The sequence below is a fragment of the Streptomyces sp. NBC_00885 genome, from assembly GCF_045207475.1.
In the GTDB taxonomy this organism is placed as follows: domain Bacteria; phylum Actinomycetota; class Actinomycetes; order Streptomycetales; family Streptomycetaceae; genus Streptomyces.
Genome location: NZ_CP108796.1, coordinates 1,921,692 through 1,936,901, shown reverse-complemented (window position 1 = coordinate 1,936,901; position 15,210 = coordinate 1,921,692). Strand labels below are relative to the sequence as shown.

14 protein-coding genes and 5 pseudogenes are annotated in these 15,210 nt (G+C 68.7%); 11 read left to right on the top strand and 8 right to left on the bottom strand.

Annotation, left to right across the window (positions count from 1 at the left end):
* Window positions 1-46 precede the first annotated feature (46 nt).
* The gene (locus OHA61_RS08750; protein WP_406302559.1) at window positions 47-781 is read left to right on the top strand and encodes an FkbM family methyltransferase; all 735 of its coding nucleotides are present in this window, start codon (window positions 47-49) and stop codon (window positions 779-781) included.
* A gap of 16 nt (window positions 782-797) precedes the next feature.
* Window positions 798-1,955 (top strand): glycosyltransferase family 4 protein, encoded by a 1,158-nt coding sequence (locus OHA61_RS08745; RefSeq protein ID WP_406302558.1) that lies wholly within the window; start codon window positions 798-800, stop codon window positions 1,953-1,955.
* 17 nt (window positions 1,956-1,972) lie between these two features.
* Here OHA61_RS08745 and OHA61_RS08740 read toward each other — a convergent pair whose 3' ends face one another.
* The 3 genes and pseudogenes from OHA61_RS08740 to OHA61_RS08730 all read right to left on the bottom strand — a co-directional run bounded on the left by OHA61_RS08740 (window position 1,973) and on the right by OHA61_RS08730 (window position 3,887).
* Window positions 1,973-2,104, bottom strand: coding sequence for a hypothetical protein (locus OHA61_RS08740; RefSeq protein ID WP_406302557.1), 132 nt, complete (start codon window positions 2,102-2,104; stop codon window positions 1,973-1,975).
* Window positions 2,105-2,436: 332 nt separating this feature from the next.
* Window positions 2,437-2,907: a GNAT family N-acetyltransferase gene (locus OHA61_RS08735; protein ID WP_406302556.1), complete on the bottom strand. Its 471-nt coding sequence runs from the start codon at window positions 2,905-2,907 to the stop codon at window positions 2,437-2,439.
* An 89-nt stretch (window positions 2,908-2,996) separates the two neighbouring features.
* Window positions 2,997-3,887, bottom strand: a pseudogene (locus OHA61_RS08730) (IS5 family transposase).
* Between the two features lie 135 nt (window positions 3,888-4,022).
* Between OHA61_RS08730 and OHA61_RS08725 the strand changes: the two are divergent.
* Together OHA61_RS08725 and OHA61_RS08720 are read left to right on the top strand one after the other, a co-directional pair.
* A pseudogene (locus tag OHA61_RS08725) lies at window positions 4,023-4,181 on the top strand (helix-turn-helix domain-containing protein); the annotation flags it as partial.
* Window positions 4,165-4,526, top strand: a pseudogene (locus OHA61_RS08720) (ATP-binding protein). The pseudogenes OHA61_RS08725 and OHA61_RS08720, both read left to right, overlap by 17 nt.
* Before the next feature lie 605 nt (window positions 4,527-5,131).
* On the opposite strand, the gene OHA61_RS08715 reads toward OHA61_RS08720, so the two are convergent.
* From OHA61_RS08715 to OHA61_RS08695, 5 genes and pseudogenes are all read right to left on the bottom strand, one after another.
* Window positions 5,132-6,070: a transcriptional regulator gene (locus tag OHA61_RS08715; protein WP_406302555.1), complete on the bottom strand. Its 939-nt coding sequence runs from the start codon at window positions 6,068-6,070 to the stop codon at window positions 5,132-5,134.
* A gap of 849 nt (window positions 6,071-6,919) precedes the next feature.
* Complete coding sequence (locus OHA61_RS08710) at window positions 6,920-7,087, bottom strand: SDR family NAD(P)-dependent oxidoreductase (RefSeq protein ID WP_406307303.1); 168 nt, start codon at window positions 7,085-7,087, stop codon at window positions 6,920-6,922.
* Window positions 7,088-7,118: 31 nt separating this feature from the next.
* Window positions 7,119-7,250: an SDR family NAD(P)-dependent oxidoreductase gene (locus OHA61_RS08705; RefSeq protein ID WP_406302554.1), complete on the bottom strand. Its 132-nt coding sequence runs from the start codon at window positions 7,248-7,250 to the stop codon at window positions 7,119-7,121.
* A 590-nt stretch (window positions 7,251-7,840) separates the two neighbouring features.
* Window positions 7,841-8,236, bottom strand: a pseudogene (locus tag OHA61_RS08700) (RNA polymerase sigma factor); the annotation flags it as partial.
* A gap of 849 nt (window positions 8,237-9,085) precedes the next feature.
* Window positions 9,086-9,655 (bottom strand): PadR family transcriptional regulator, encoded by a 570-nt coding sequence (locus OHA61_RS08695; RefSeq protein ID WP_406302553.1) that lies wholly within the window; start codon window positions 9,653-9,655, stop codon window positions 9,086-9,088.
* A gap of 107 nt (window positions 9,656-9,762) precedes the next feature.
* On the opposite strand from OHA61_RS08695, the gene OHA61_RS08690 reads away from it, so the two are divergent.
* The 7 genes and pseudogenes from OHA61_RS08690 to mmuM all read left to right on the top strand — a co-directional run bounded on the left by OHA61_RS08690 (window position 9,763) and on the right by mmuM (window position 15,167).
* Complete coding sequence (locus OHA61_RS08690; protein WP_324978014.1) at window positions 9,763-10,194, top strand: nuclear transport factor 2 family protein; 432 nt, start codon at window positions 9,763-9,765, stop codon at window positions 10,192-10,194.
* A 100-nt stretch (window positions 10,195-10,294) separates the two neighbouring features.
* Window positions 10,295-10,693: a cell division protein SepF gene (locus OHA61_RS08685; RefSeq protein ID WP_142213204.1), complete on the top strand. Its 399-nt coding sequence runs from the start codon at window positions 10,295-10,297 to the stop codon at window positions 10,691-10,693.
* Window positions 10,694-10,749: 56 nt separating this feature from the next.
* The gene (locus OHA61_RS08680; RefSeq protein WP_406302552.1) at window positions 10,750-11,946 is read left to right on the top strand and encodes an ATP-binding protein; all 1,197 of its coding nucleotides are present in this window, start codon (window positions 10,750-10,752) and stop codon (window positions 11,944-11,946) included.
* Complete coding sequence (locus OHA61_RS08675; protein WP_324978020.1) at window positions 11,943-12,278, top strand: nucleotide pyrophosphohydrolase; 336 nt, start codon at window positions 11,943-11,945, stop codon at window positions 12,276-12,278. Before OHA61_RS08680 ends, OHA61_RS08675 begins: the two co-directional genes overlap by 4 nt.
* A gap of 181 nt (window positions 12,279-12,459) precedes the next feature.
* Window positions 12,460-12,954: pseudogene (locus tag OHA61_RS08670) on the top strand (DUF6099 family protein); the annotation flags it as partial.
* Between the two features lie 360 nt (window positions 12,955-13,314).
* On the top strand, window positions 13,315-14,238 hold the full coding sequence (locus OHA61_RS08665; protein ID WP_406302551.1) for an LLM class F420-dependent oxidoreductase: 924 nt from the start codon (window positions 13,315-13,317) through the stop codon (window positions 14,236-14,238).
* A gap of 5 nt (window positions 14,239-14,243) precedes the next feature.
* Window positions 14,244-15,167, top strand: coding sequence for a homocysteine S-methyltransferase (gene mmuM / locus OHA61_RS08660; protein WP_406302550.1), 924 nt, complete (start codon window positions 14,244-14,246; stop codon window positions 15,165-15,167).
* The last annotated feature ends 43 nt before the right edge of the window (window positions 15,168-15,210 follow it).

Sequence of the window (15,210 nt, the reverse complement as noted above, 5' to 3'; positions counted from 1 at the left end):
TCCGCCTGGACCGGTCCGTGGCGGCCATCCCCAACAGGGGATACGGGTGTCCGCGGTCGCAGGTGGGCTGCGCTGGGCCTCGCCGCGCTTCCCGTTCGTCGAGGACGAATTAGAGGGCCTGCGGCCGTTCGTGCCGCCGGGCGCGGTCTGTCTCGACATCGGGGCCGAGTACGGCCTCTACACCTGGGTCCTGTCGGACCTCGTCGGGCCGACCGGTGCAGTGCACAGCGTCGAGCCGCTCCCCGGGCCCGCCAAGTGGCTGCGCACCATGACCGGAGCACTGGGCTGCCGCAACGTCACCGTGCACCGCACCGCTCTGGGCGAGCGCGCCCAGGAGGGCACGATGAGCCTGCCGCGGCGGCGCCTGCTCCCTGTCCACGGACGCGCCTACCTCACCGAGGGCGCTTCCGGACCGGGCCCCAACCGCGAGTTCCCCCGCGCCGTTCCGGTGGCCACGCCGGTGCGGACGGTGGACGGCCTGTGCCACCACATGCGGCTGGACCGTGTCGACTTCATCAAGGCCGATGTCGAGGGGGCCGAGGGGGCCGTTCTGTCAGGCGCCCGAAGCACCCTGCTGCGCCACCGGCCTTCCCTGCTGCTGGAGATCGAGGACCGCCACCTCGCGAAGTACGACGTAAAGCCAGCCGAGCTCGTCAGCTGCCTGGGATATCTCGACTACACCATGCATCGCTGGCGCAGCGGTGGTTGGGACCAGGTCTCCGAAGTGACGGATGACTGCCGGAACTACCTCTTCACCGTCCGCCCGATCACCTCGAAGTGAAGGAACCTGCACTGCCATGGGCTCCACCCTTGTCATCACCAACGACTTCCCGCCTCGCCAGGGGGGAATCGAGACCTTCGTTCATGCCATGGCCACGCGGGTGCCGGACGACAACGTCGTTGTCTACACCTCCCACGAGCCGGGCGACACCGCCTATGACAGAAGCCTTCCGTTCCCCGTGGTACGGGATACCAGCCGCATGCTGCTCCCGACCGGCCGCGTCACGAAGAGGGCCGTCGAGATAGCCCGGGCCCACGGATGCGACCGGGTCTGGTTCGGGGCGGCGGCACCGCTCGCACTGATGGCGCCCTCCCTACGCGACAGCGGCGTACGGCGCATCGTGGCAACCACCCACGGGCATGAGATCTGGTGGGCGAAGATACCCGGCGCCCGCCGGATGATGCGCCGGATAGGCGACGGCGTGGACGTCGTCACCTACCTCGGCAACTACACGCTCACCCGCATCGCACCCGCCCTCGGACCGCGCGCGGAGCTGAGCCGGCTCGTCCCGGCTGTGGACGCGGAGATGTACCGCCCCGACGCTGCGGCCGGGGCCGCCCTCCGCGCCGAACTGGGCCTGGAGGGAAAACGCGTCATCCTGAGCGTGGCCCGACTGGTGCCGCGCAAGGGGCAGGACCGGCTGATCGAGGCCATGCCGCTGATCCGCCGCCAGGTGCCCGACGCCGTCCTGCTGGTTGTGGGCCAGGGCCCTGACGAGGAACGGCTGCGGGGGCTCGCCGAGCGGCACGGCGCCGACGCCGTGTGGTTCGTCGGCGGTAAGCGCCACACCGAGACCCCGGCGTTCTACGCGGCCGCGGACGTCTTCGCGATGCCCTGCCGGACGCGCAAGGGCGGCCTGGAGGCGGAGGGTCTCGGCATCGTCTTCCTGGAGGCGGCCGCCAGCGGCCTGCCCATCGTCGTCGGTGACTCCGGCGGAGCTCCGGACGCAGTGCTCGACGGGCGTACGGGCCGGGTGGTGGACGGCACCGACCCCAAGGCGGTCGCCGCCACACTGACCCAGCTGCTGCTCGACCCGGGACGGGCGGCGCAGATGGGCGCTGCGGGCCGCCGGTGGGCGCAGGAGTCGTGGTCCTGGGACGAGTCGGCACGTCACCTGATGCAGCTGCTGAACCCCGAGCGCGAGCAGCTGTCCGCGCCCGGACAGGACCAGTGATCTGGTTCAGAGATGCGTCAGCAGTAGCGGCAGATCCTGTCGAGGATCTCGTCGGCGGTCCTGGTCCACTTGAACGGCCGGGCCTCGTCGTTCCAGACCTTGATCCAGTTTTCGAGTGCGGCCTTGAGATCGTCGAGAGAACAGAACACCCCGCGCTCAAGACAGCGCCGTTCCAGCTCCGCGAACCACCGCTCGACCTGGTTGATCTTCGACGAGTACGTGGGGGTGCAGCTGGCAACGGGGATGCGCGAGCAGCCACTTGTGCACCGCAGGCGCCTTGTGGGCGGAGAGATTGTCGCAGATCACGTGGACCGCCAGGCCCTTGTCGGTCTGGCGGTCGATCTCGTCGAGGAGTCACGGAAGTCCACGGCCCGGTGCTGCGCGGACAGCTTCGTGATCACCTTGCCGGTTGCGATATTCAGGGCGGCGAACAGGTCGACGGTGCCGTGCCGGACTTAGGTCCTGTCCGCTAGGTCGAGTCCTAGCGCAAGTCCAGCTCGCCGACTGCTTGGCCTCCGCTGGTCTCACCCGTCAGACGGAATCCGAGCCCGAGGTAGAAACCTTCGGGGCCGCCCGTGCCCGGATGCCAGGTGGTGGTCAGGCGGGTGCCGCCGCGACGGCGGATTTCAGCAGCAACGGACTCGACCGCGAAGCGACCGTAACCTCGACCTTGCTCGCCGTCTGTGATGTTGAGCCGCCAAAGACCGGAACGGATGTCGGTGCCTGTGCCGTCGCCCCTCCAGTCGATGTCGAAGAAGGCCATGAGGAAACCGACGGGACGGTCACCGTCAAGGATGAGGCGGGGCCAAGCTATGCCGGGATAGAGATATGCCTCGGCCAGAGATTTCACGACTGGCGCGACCAAGTGCTCCTGATCCGGATGAACCCGCAGACCGATCGCGACGTCGAAGTTGGCCGGGGTGATCTGCCCCAGACACCAAGTGGTCGTCATGCAGGAACCCTAAGCCAGTTGATCAAGTGGACTCTGCGGATGCATCGTCGGAGGCGGGAACCCTGCTCGATGGCTCGTATGCCCCGAGCTCAGGCTCGGAGCCAGAGCCGTATGGCTGCGGTGGTGACGGTTCCGTGGAAGACGTAGGCCCGCTTGTCTTAACTGGTAGCTACCGCCCGAAACGTTTTCAGGACGTTGATCGTCCGCTCAACTTCATTGCGGCGCCTTTACCTGTCCTTGTCGAAAGCGGTCGGGCGACCGCCGTTGCTGCCTCGGCGTCGACGGTTGGCCCGCTGGTCCTTCGGCTCCGGGATGGTGTGCTTGATCTGGCGTCGCCGCAGGTAGCGACGGTTCCGGAGGGAACTGTATGCCTTGTCGCCGCCCAAGTGGTCGGGACGGGTGCGAGGGCGTCCGCCGCTCAGCCGCGGAACGCGGACGCGTTCTAGGACCGGGATGAGTTGTGGGGAATCGCCCCACTGGACCGGCGTAATTAGGAACGCGAGGGGGCGGAGTCCTCCTTCACTGGCCAGATGGATCTTGCAGGTTAGTCCGCCTCGGGAACGACCCAGCGCCTCGTCGGGGCGGTGCTGAGCAGGCTGACCATGCCGGCCCGGAACGCGCGGTGTGGTCCTACGGGCGCCCGAGGCGTGCTGGTGGGCTCTGCATGAGGTCGAGTCCACACTGGCCATGCTCCAGTCGATCCGGCCCTCCGCGTCGGCATCGGCCTGGAGAGCCTGCAGAATCCGTTCCCATGTGCCATCCGCCGACCAGCGGCGATGCCGGTCGTACACCGTCTTCCACTTTCCGAACCGTGGCGGCAGGTCTCGCCATGGGATACCGGTCCGCTGACGGAAGAGAATGCCGTTGAGCACCCTGCGGTGGCTCTTCCAACGCCCGCCCCGCCCCACGTTCTTCGGCAGGTGTGGTTCCAACCGAATCCACTCTGTATCCGACAGATCGCCCCGCCTCGCGCAGGCCAGAACGACATGATCACTGCCCAGTCACACGAGCCATCGGACAGTGCCTAGGCGAAGCTGACCGCGTTCGCCGGCGGAGCCAGGTATCTGGCCCGCAGGGGCCAGACCCTGCGCGGTGATCAGGGTCAGGAGGGAAGGGTGATGCTCGTGGAGGACTGGGCAGACATCTGTCTGCATCGGGCCGAGCGGATGCCGATCCGGGCGATCGCCCGGCATCTGGGGATCTCGAGGAACACGGTCAAGCGGGCTCCGGCCATGGACCGGCCGCCGAAGCACGAGCGTGCGGCGAAGGGCTCGGCAGGAGGCCCACCACACCGGCCGCCTGGCCGACGAGCTCACCCGGCTCGGCCGCTATCCGCTGTTCGTGGTGGACGAGGTGGGATCGGGATACATCCCCTTCGATGCCGAGGCCGCGAACCTGTTCTTCCAGCTCGTCTCGAAGAGATACAAACGCGCGTCCGTGATCGTCACCAACAACAAACCGTTCGGACCTGGGGAGAGGTCTTCGGAGACGAGACCGTCGCCGCCGTCATGATCGACTGGCTCGTCCACCACGAGGAGGTCCACTCCCTCAAGGGAGACTCCTATCGCATGAAAGGACGCGAGCTCGGACGCGTCCCCACCGCCAAAGACAACGACTGAACCGACACCAGCGGGTCACCCCTCACCCGGCCAAACTGGTCCACTTTTCAGCCGACGCCGACACTCACGCTGGGAGCCGGGGCTGCTTTGTCATACCTGCCTCAGGTGAGTGCCGTCCCGGTGGAAGGGAGGGTACTCACCGGGCGTTGGGGGCGAGGGCGGCCTGTATTGTTTTCCGCCCGATCCGCGGGGCGGTGCGGGATCGGCTGTCGGATCGCAGCCCCGTCCGGCCCTTGCCCGGGTTGTCATTCCTGGCCATGGAAACCTGCCTCGTGCTCGTGAGAGGAGATCGTTGGTGATGCAGAGGAACTCGATGACCGTGGCGCTCCACCATGGCGCCGGGCGGGTGCGCTGATCAATCCCGGACGGGTCCGGACTGCGTGTGTCAGCGCAAGGTCAAGTGCGCCCAGGAAAGTGGAGGTACGCGCCGAGGCGCGTCGGGTCCGAACTGTGGACGTCCGACGCGCCGTTGTACGACAGGACCTATCCTCTTGCTTCAGCCCCTAATACAAGACTTTGCGTATTCCTGGCAATAGTCGGTGAACCAGTGGGCAGTTTGGTACGTGTGAGGGCGGGATGGAGGTGGCTGGAGTCGGCGCGGAGCATCAGTAGGCCGCTCTCTGAGGGACGGCTCGATTGCGCTCGTCCAGATGCTGCGCGAACTCCAGCCAGGTGGCGGCATATTGGCGCGCCAAACTCCCCACCAGTTCCCCGCAGTGCGGCGGTACGGCTTCGGTTAGCTGGTACCACTCCGCCGATGCGTTCTGTTGCAGGAGTCGCAGGAGGTGTCGTCCTTCCTCCTTGAGGCGCAGGGAGGGGTCTCGTAGGAGTTTGTCGAGCACCATTGTGGGATCCTGTGCAAGCGTCCGTGCCCTGCGGTCGGGCCGCAGGCGCCCGCCCTGCGCGGGCATCCTGACGGCTGCGTCTGCTCCGGCGTCGGCACCTGCCCGTGACTCGGTGGGGTGCGTGGCTTCTGGTGTGTCTTGGTCGGCATGAGGCCGTACGGTTGCCGGCAGTTCGCCGGACTGGATGCGCTTGCGTACATCGCTCACGGTAGCGGGCGATATCTTCGCGAGCCGGGCCACTTCACGCAGCGAGGCGTGCGGATTCTCGGCCATGAGTTCGGCCGCACGCCATCGGCCATCAACGCTGTTCAGTGGACGGGCTCGCCCGTCGCGTCCGATCCGAACGCTTAACTGCGGCAGGTCGTCACTTGAACGGCGCCGGATTGTCGCTATCGCTTTGGCTCCCAGGCCCGAGGCCCGGGCGATGGCCCGGTCGGACATCTGTGGATGTGACGCGATGATCCGGGATGCGGCGGCGCGCCGATCGGCTTGCGACAGTGGGAGGCCGTGGGCGATGTTGGCCCGAACCGCCAGAAGGAAGGAGTCTGCGGGGCTTCCCTCGAAGAATTCGACATCAATGCTGGTCTGGCCGCGGATCAAGGCAGCCAGGAGCCGGTGCATGCCGTCGATGACGCGCATGTCGGACCGGCGGACGAGGATCGGTGGTAGGGGGGTGTCGACCTCGGCCAGGCGAGCCACATGCTCCTGGTCCGGACCCTCCGAGCGGGGAGATTCACCCGGAAGGAGCGTTGCGATCGTAACGGGGACGATCGTGCGGGCGGGGACTTCGTCGGGCGACGCGGCGACCGACGAGAAGGGTGGTGCGGGGAACCGTGACGCTGCTGTGTCAGGGCCGGGCCTATATGAGTCAGGTAGAAGCACTTTCAATTCACCCCGTGTGTAGGAAATAACGCTGGTCGCGCGATCGGCCCTCTTCGTGGGTTCGGGCGGGGGCGCAGTGGGCAGCGCGACGGCAGCAGATGGCCGTGAGGTGCTGAAGGCCCGAGTGCAGGGTCTCCTGCACCGTCAGCCTGCACCTCAGTCACATCCTCACTACCTGGACCGCTGCGCAGGTTCACCAGGTCCTGCTTGGCCTTGTAGGTCCAGTTGTGTGTCTGGCCGGTGCAGTCGGAGGAGCCCAGCGCGGTGGCCGTGCCAACTGCCCCGACGAGCATGCTCACCACGGTTCCCACTGTGACATGACAACTCCAGATCAGGTGTGTAGTAGGGGAAGGCCTCGTGGCAACTGCTTGTCGAGTGCTCACCCCTGAGTTGCTGAGTCCCGAAGCCCCCGTCCAGACAGCAGCATGAGGCGACGGCAATGACACCGTTTCTCGTGCAGCACCATCATCACCATTTCCCAGCGGCGTGGGGAAAAGGGGAAACGATCTTTCCTCTCCTGCTTCGCCCGCGTCCAGATTTGGCGGGTATTGGACCAGAAAATTCTTCGAGCCCACTGTTGTGCAGCGTTCAATAATTGCCCCCTCAGCTGTGAGAACGCCGACTCAGGCATGGCGCCGTGACAGCCTGCGTGCAACCCGAGTTGAGCTACGCGGGCGAACGCAGAGAAGTGCGAGGCTCGGGCCGGGCTGCCGAACGACGGCACCCCGCGTTGTTGACCAGGACATCAAGGCGCCCCAGATCGGCTACGGCGGAGGCGATCACCGCATCGACCTCGTCCGACACGGTGAGGTCGGCGGTGCGTGCGAGGACGATCGCTCCGGCAGGAGCCGCCGCGGCGGTCTTTTCAACCTCTCCTGCGTCCGCGCGAGACCACGACGGTGGCGCCTTCGGCGGCGAACCCGTGCGCGACCGCGGCGCCGATGCCCGACCCGGCTCCGGTGACCACGACTACTTGACCGTCAAAAGCCGTCGCCATACGTGCGGGGCTGCTGCCTCCACATGCGCGCGCTGGGGGGAACCGGTCTTCAGGTCAGCCCCGACTGTCTTGGCACGCCAGGCTCGCTGTGGCGCGTGCCACAAGTTCCGTGGGGAACTCGCGCGTTGGCGCCATCGACTTCTGCGAAGAGGCTGCGGCTCGCTGGAACGGTGAACGTGAGGACAGGTGTGGGCGAGGGGGACCCCGCTTTCCATGGATCCCGGCGGGCAGGCCCGGCCGCCCCGCCTCGAGTGACCATGCAAGGCGGGCCGGGATCCATGCCGTCCGAACCAGACCGATGAGGAAAACTGAATGAGCCTGAACCGAAGGGACTTGCTCCGGGCCTCGACCGCCCTCGGCGTCACCGGCGCGGTCGCGGGAGTCGCCGGACTGGGAGTCGGCCCGGCCGCCTCCGCGGCCGAGAGCAGCACCGCCGGGGGCGGGAAACCCTTCAAGGTGCACATCGTCATGTTCGACGGGGTGGAGGAACTCGACTTCGCAGCACCGTACGAGGTGTTCTCAGCCTCCCGTTTCTTCACGGACCGGGCGGTCGAGGTCCGCTATGTCACCGCCTCCCACCCCGGTTTCTCTTCTATGGCCTCCCAGATCCAGTCCCGCATCGCGTGGTGCTCCAGCCACCGCTCCGGACCGGCCTCCGTGGAGGGCACCTGCAGATCGTCGAGCGGCTGGAGGGGAACGGAGTCTCGCAACAAGGAACGGCCGGCATTGCGCACGATCATCCGCAGCCATGGGCCTACGGCCGCCGGGTCGCGGACGTCGCCCACACGGCGGAGCGCGGTCACCGCCGCGTCCTGGACCACGTCGTCGACGTCGGGACCCGGTCCCAGAATGCTCAGCGCCACGGCGCGCATACCCGCCCGGTGTCTCTCCAGCAGCAGACCCAGGGCAGCGACGTCACCCGCCTGCGCGGCACGCGTGAGCACCGCGTCCCCCAGGCGTACGGTTTCGCCGGCGTTCGGGCTCATGGGGTTCCTCTTCCAGTCTCCCGTCGTGCGTGTGACGGTACTGTGCGCCGCCCAGTGGCGTCACGGCCTGCCCGGGTGCACCGCGTCACCGGACCTGCCCGCGCGGAGGGCGGTGTACTGCCGTCAGCGCAGCCGGACTTGGTCCCGGTCCCCGGTGGCGGAGCGAAGCCTCCACCTGCTCCGGATTCGCGCCTGTCCCCTCCGTCCGCAAGCCCGGTGGGCGCCGCGGCCCGGATCGCGGACCCCATGTATCTGCCCTTCTGACGGGTGGCGTGCAGATGAGCGCACGCCGCAGCAGGTCGATTGCCCGCACACGGCCCAGTCCCGGCGTGACCGTGTCGGGTGAGTCCAAGGCTCCCCGAACAGCCGGTACCTCCTCGCTGTGATCTGCGAAGTCATCGCGGACCGGCCGCCATTGGCTGAACCACGCGGCTCAAACACCCTCCAGCACGTCGCACGCCACCAGTGCTTTTCTGCCCGCAAACCCGGACAGCCAGGGTGCAGCGCGGCGGTTGTCCGGCGTCCTGCCCACTGGGGGCTCCTGTGCTCTCTCCGCCCGCCGCCCGCCGCCCGCCGCCCGCCGCCTGCAGCCAGCGGGCCGGCGAAGCCGTCCGTGCGCGGACAGCCTCGGCCGACGGGTGAGCGCCCTCCAGGAACGGCTGCGCCGCCTCCCGCGGGATGTCGGCGGCTGGGCGGAGCTGGGAGTGGACTACGTACAGCAGGCCAAGAACACCGCGGACCCGTCGTACTACCCCAAGGCTCAGCGCGCACTGGACCGTTCACTGGCGCTGGAACGCCAGGACAACGACGCCGCAACGCCGCGGGCCGGCCTGAGCGGTCTCGTACGACTCACAATTGCGCGCGTTCCGGCTGCCGTTCGCGCAGAACGGCCGCGATCCGCAGGCACCACGCGCGGTTGTCCTCCTCGAAGGCCAGACCGCGCAGACAGGTCAGATACGGCCCGATCCGCTCGCCCCGGCGCAGGAACTCCTCCTCGTCCATCTCGCCGCGCATCTTCCGCAGAAGCTTGCCGAAAAGCTCGATCTTGGCGGCTGCGACGGACGCGCGTTCTTCGAGCTGTTCGATCACCGGCCCGGTGCCGATGCGGTCGGCGGCCTGGACCTTGACGAGCAGGTCGTCGCGGATGAAGGAGGGCTTGGACGCGCTCGCGGCGAACTGCTCCAGCTCGTCGAGACCTGCGTCGGTGACGGTGAACAGACGCTTGTTGGGCCGGGTTTCCTGCACCACCTGCCGACCTGTGACCAGCCCGTCCTTCTCCAGCCGGGCCAGCTCGGCGTAGAGCTGCTGGGGCAGGGCGTGCCAGAAGTTCGCGACGCCGACGTCGAACGCCTTGGCCAGTTGGTAGCCGCTGTGTTCGCCGTCCAGCAGCGCCGCCAGCACGGCATGTCGCAAAGCCATCGCGGCAGCCCCTTCCCTCGGTCTCTGTCCGCATGATACTCAAGAAAGTGACTAGTCAGATTCTTGAGTAATCGGTCCCGGCAAGAAGACGGGCATCAGGAGGAATCATGGAGACTGCCGAACGCTTCCGCGCCGCCGTGGAGAAGCGGGATCTCAGCGCGATGGAGGATCTGTTCACCGAGGACATCCGCTTCTACAGCCCGGTGAAATTCACCCCCTTCGAAGGGCGGCCGATGGTGCTCGGTCTCCTCGGTGTCCTGCTGCGTACCTTCGAGGACTTCCGCTATGTCGGACAGCTCGCCGGCACGGCGCAGACCAGCACGGACGGCGACGAGACCCCCTCGGAGATCCTGATCTTCCGGGCTGTCGTGAACGGCAAGGAGATCCACGGCCTCGATCTCCTGCAGTTCGACGAGGCAGGCCTGATCAAGGAGTTCACCGTGATGGTCCGCCCTCTGTCCGCTGTCGAGGTCATGAGGGACGCGGTCTTCGCGGGCCTGGTCGCCGCCGGCCTCGTCCCCGATCCGGCCGCGGGCTGACCCCGCATCGGGCTGCTGCTGATTCGCGCGCATCGATCCATGGCCGACTCGCCCGTGTCGCTGTTGGGCCGAACGGGTGAGGGGCGCGAGGATGGGGCTCATGAGTAGGTACGAGAGGTACGACGTCACCGACGAGCAGTGGGAGGGCCTGGCCCAGGTCGTCCCGCTGCGCAGCCGTAACGAGTGGCCCTCGCGAGTCGACCACCGCACGGTTCCGCAGGACTACGCGGCGGCCGAGCAGCGTCGTTTCGTCGTGCTGCGGGTCCAGGTCTTCGCCGACGCGCGCGAGGTCGCCGAATACCTCGTCGCGCAGATCCCAGTGCTGCTCGATCTCACCGGCGCCGACACCGAAGTCGCCAAGCGCATCCTGGACTTCAGCAGCGGAGTCGTCTTCGGACTGGGCAGCGGGATGCACCGGGTCGACCGGAATGTCTTCCTCCTTGCGCCGATCGGCACGGAGGTCGAAGGGATCGCGGCGGCAGCAGTCCCCCGTTCGTAGGAAGGTCGCGCAGAGGGAACGGTTCCGCGCGCTGCGCGCTGCGTACCGTCCCGATCATGAACGCGACCTCCCCCACAGGCCCCCCGCTCACGCCCGCACGCACCCGACCCGCACACGCGCCGTCCAGCGGCGCGAACAGCGCCCGCCCCACCGTCACCGAACTGCGGCTCTCCGCTTTCAGGACCCACAGGGGCGTTAATTTCCCCCTCGGTCCGCTGACGCTCTTCGCGGGCGCCAGCGGCAGCGGCAAATCGAGTGCCCTGCAGGCGTACGAGGCACTGGCGCGGCTGGGCGCGGGCGAGGAACTCGACAGCGTCTTCCCCGATCCCTCGGCATGTGTGCCGGAGTCGGCCGGGGCCGACGGGCAGGGGCGGCGGGGATTCAGGATCGGCTGCACGGTCGACGGCCCGGCCGGTCCCGTACAGCTCGACCTCGCCGTGCAGGCCGAGCCCGAACTGCGTGTCGTCGGCGAACGGTTGACCAGCGGCGGACGGATCCTGCTGGCCACCGCACTGCGCGATCCCGGACGGTCCACGGTGCAGGCGGCATGGCACACGGCGGGCGCGGCGGCGGTCACGCGCGCACCGCTCCCGGACGACCGGCTGGGCACGGCGCTGCTGCCGCTGCGCGTGGCCGGCAAGACCCAGGGCCAGTTACAGGTGCTTGCGGCCGCCGAGCAGGTCGTCGTCGCGCTGAGGTCGGTGTTCGCCTGCGATCCGCAGCCGCACCGGATGCGCGAGCCGGTCGCCGCGGGTGAGGGACGACTGCGGCGCGGCTGCGACAACCTCGCCGAGGTGCTGCACCGGACGCGGAGCGAGTGCGCCATCCGGCACGCGCGGCTCGCCGCGGCGGCACGGGTCGGGTGCGCGGGCGGGGTGGAGGAGCTGGCAGTCGAGGAGTTGGGCGACGGGACGGTACGGGCGTTGCTGGGCCGGGGCACAGCGCGCGTCGCGACCCCCCTGGGGCGGCTCGGCGAGGGCGAGTTGAGATATCTGGCCCTCGCCCTGGTGCTGCTCACCGGGCCGGGGGTGCTGGCCATGGACCAGGCCGCCGAGGTCCCGGCCGCCTACCAGGCGCTCACGGTGCTCGCGGACGGCTTCGACCGTTGCATGGATCCCCGGCAGGCGCGCCAACTGGTCGCACTGGGCGTGGAGATGGCGGCGAGGGGGCATGTCCGGCTGGTGGGGGCCGTCGCCGACGCGTCGTATGCGCGCGGAGTGGACGGTGTGACGGTGGTAGACCTGGTGACGTGACGAGAGAAGACGACGGACTGGATGTGGCGGGGTTGCAGCGCCGGCTCGCGGAGTTCGCGGCGGCGCGGGGCTGGGAGCCGTACCACACCCCGAAGAATCTGGCGGTGGCGCTGAGCGTCGAGGCGTCCGAACTGGTCGAGATCTTCCAGTGGCTCACGCCCGAGCAGTCGGCCCGGGTGATGGACAAGGAGGAGTCTGCGCACCGGGTGCGGGACGAGGTCGCCGATGTGCTCGCGTATCTGCTGCAGTTCTGCGAGGTGCTCGGCATCGACGTGCTGGCGGCGCTCTCCGAAAAGATCGACCGGAACGAGATTCGCTTCCCGGCGAAGTGACTTGGGGCGGGTCTCATACCCCGGCAATCAGGGCGTCGTCACTCTATGGAGTTGTCGAGTTATCCACAACGGCCTTGGTGTCCACAGATTTCCGAATTCCCCTGGCGTTCAGGCTCAACCACCTTCACTCTGGGTAATAACGGAGTGGGTAGTAAGTCGTACGAACGGGGGCGGCGTACACATGGACGCGGAGCGGCTCATCGGGCTCAGTCGGCACGCCTTGGCGCAGAGCCGTGAAGTGCCCGACATCGTGGCGGAGGCGTGGCAGGCGCAGGCCCTCGCCCAGGCGATCGGAAGCAGGCTGGCGGCGTACGGACCGCCGGAGTTGAGAGGTGAGGCAAGAGGGCTCAGCGAGATCGGTGGACGCGCGTGCGGGGTGCTCGACCACCCGATGGTGCGCAGCGGTGGGGTCAGAGCCGCGCAGCTGTCCGAAGTGGCTGATGCGCGCAGGACGTTGATCGGGCTGAGTGCGCTGTTGGCTGATGTGGGCATCGCCCTGGTCGGGGTCGCGTGCTCCACCGACGAGGAGGGCCTTTACTGGCAGTGCATCGAGGCGATCGACGCCGCCGACGAGTCGAGCGACCGGGTACGCGGAATGCTGCGGCGGCTCACGGTACGGGACGGCGACAGACCTCCCGAAGCTGTCCTCGGCAGAGCGGGTCCGGCGGCTGCGCCGGAGGTGCGGGAGGCTTCCGTGACGTCGAAGGTGCCAAGGGTGTCCGGGGTGAGGGAGCCGTCGGGCCCGCCGACCCCCTCCCGGGTGCCGGGTTCCTCCGGACGGTCGGGCTCCTCGGGCCCGCCGGGCTCGTCCGGACTTCCAGCTTCGTCCGGACTTCCGGGCTCGTCCGGCTCGGCGGACGGCGCGGGCATATCCGTCGATGCGGTGGACGCATCGGCAGGGTCGGCATGAGGTCGGACGAACTGGGCGGGATGGGCGGCGGGGGCCGCCGGGCTGAGGACTCTCACCCAACCGGGCCGGTGCGGGTCTGGCCAGGACCGTGGGGTTGACGGCCGTTCGAAGGTGCAGGATGGATGCATGGATCTTCGAATCTTCACCGAGCCCCAGCAAGGGGCGAGCTACGACACCCTGCTGACCGTTGCCAAGGCCGCCGAGGACCTCGGATTCGACGCCTTCTTCCGCTCCGACCACTATCTCGCCATGGGGTCCGCCGACGGGCTGCCCGGACCGACCGACGCCTGGATCACCCTGGCCGGGCTGGCTCGGGAGACCAAGCGGATCCGCCTCGGCACGCTGATGACCGCGGGCACGTTCAGGCTGCCGGGCGTGCTGGCCATCCAGGTCGCCCAGGTCGATCAGATGTCGGGCGGCCGGGTCGAGCTGGGCCTCGGCGCGGGCTGGTTCGAGGAGGAGCACAGGGCGTACGGCATTCCCTTCCCCAAGGAGAAGTTCGCGCGGCTCGAGGAGCAGCTGGCGATCGTCACTGGCCTGTGGGGCACGGAGACCGGCAAGACGTTCTCGTACGAGGGCAGGCACTACCAGCTCTCCGATTCGCCCGCGCTGCCCAAGCCGGTCCGGGGGAAGGTGCCGGTGCTGATCGGCGGTCACGGGGCGACCCGCACCCCGAGACTGGCCGCGCAGTACGCCGACGAGTTCAACATCCCGTTCGCCTCGATCGAGGACAGCGAGCGGCAGTTCGGCCGGGTCCGCGCCGCCGCTGAGGCGGCCGGGCGTGGCGCGGACGACCTGGTGTACTCCAACGCCCTGGTCGTCTGCGTGGGCAAGGACGACGCAGAGGTGGCGCGCCGCGCCGCCGCCATCGGACGGGAGGTGGAGGAACTGAAGGCGAACGGCCTGGCCGGCTCGCCCGACGAAGTGGTCGACAAGATCGGGCGGTACGGCGCGATCGGTGCGTCCCGGATCTACCTCCAGGTCCTGGACCTCGACGACCTCGAGCACCTGGAGCTGATCTCGGCCCAGGTCCAGTCCCAGCTGAGCTGATCCCTGTGCGTCCCGCCCGCCCCCTCTCCGCCGCCCTGGCCGAAGGTGTCGTCGTCCTCGACGGCGGCCTCTCCAACCAGCTGGAGGCACAGGGCTGCGATCTGTCCGACGAGCTCTGGTCTGCGCGGCTGCTCGCCGACGATCCCCGCGAGATCGAGGCGGCGCACGCGGCCTATGTGCGGGCGGGCGCGCAGGTGCTGATCACCTCCAGCTACCAGGCCACCTTTGAAGGATTCGAGCGGCGTGGAGTCGCACGGGAGGAGGCCGCGGGGCTGCTCGCCCGCAGTGTTGAACTGGCCCGCACTGCAGGCGAGTCGGTTCCGCACGAGGTGTGGGTCGCGGCATCGGTCGGGCCGTATGGGGCGATGCTGGCGGACGGAAGCGAGTACCGCGGGCGGTACGGGCTGACCGTGCGGGAGCTGGAGCGTTTCCACCGGCCGAGGATCGAGGCTCTCGTCGCGGCGGGCCCCGATGTGCTCGCGCTGGAGACGGTGCCGGACAAGGACGAGGCGGAGGCCCTGCTGAGGGCGGTGGACGCATACGGGCTGCCGGTCTGGCTCTCGTACACGATCACCGGCGAGCACACCCGCGCCGGGCAGGAGCTGGCGGCGGCCTTCGCCCTGGCCGCAGGACACGACCAGGTGATCGCGGTCGGGGTGAACTGCTGCGATCCGCGCGATGCGGACCGCGCGGTGGAGCTGGCGGCGGCGGTTACCGCGGGGCCGGTCGTCGTCTATCCGAACAGCGGGGAGCGGTGGAACGCCGAGGAAAGGGGGTGGCGGGGCGGGTCGACATACGACCCGGGCAGGGTGCGGGACTGGCAGGCGTCCGGGGCCCGGCTGGTGGGCGGCTGCTGCCGGGTGGGACCGGGGCAGATCGCCGAGCTCGCGAGGGCCGTCACGGAGGTCACCGAGGGCGGCGGCCGGTAGGGGCGCGGGGGCGCGGTGCGTGTCGGACAGCGCGCCCCGGGCT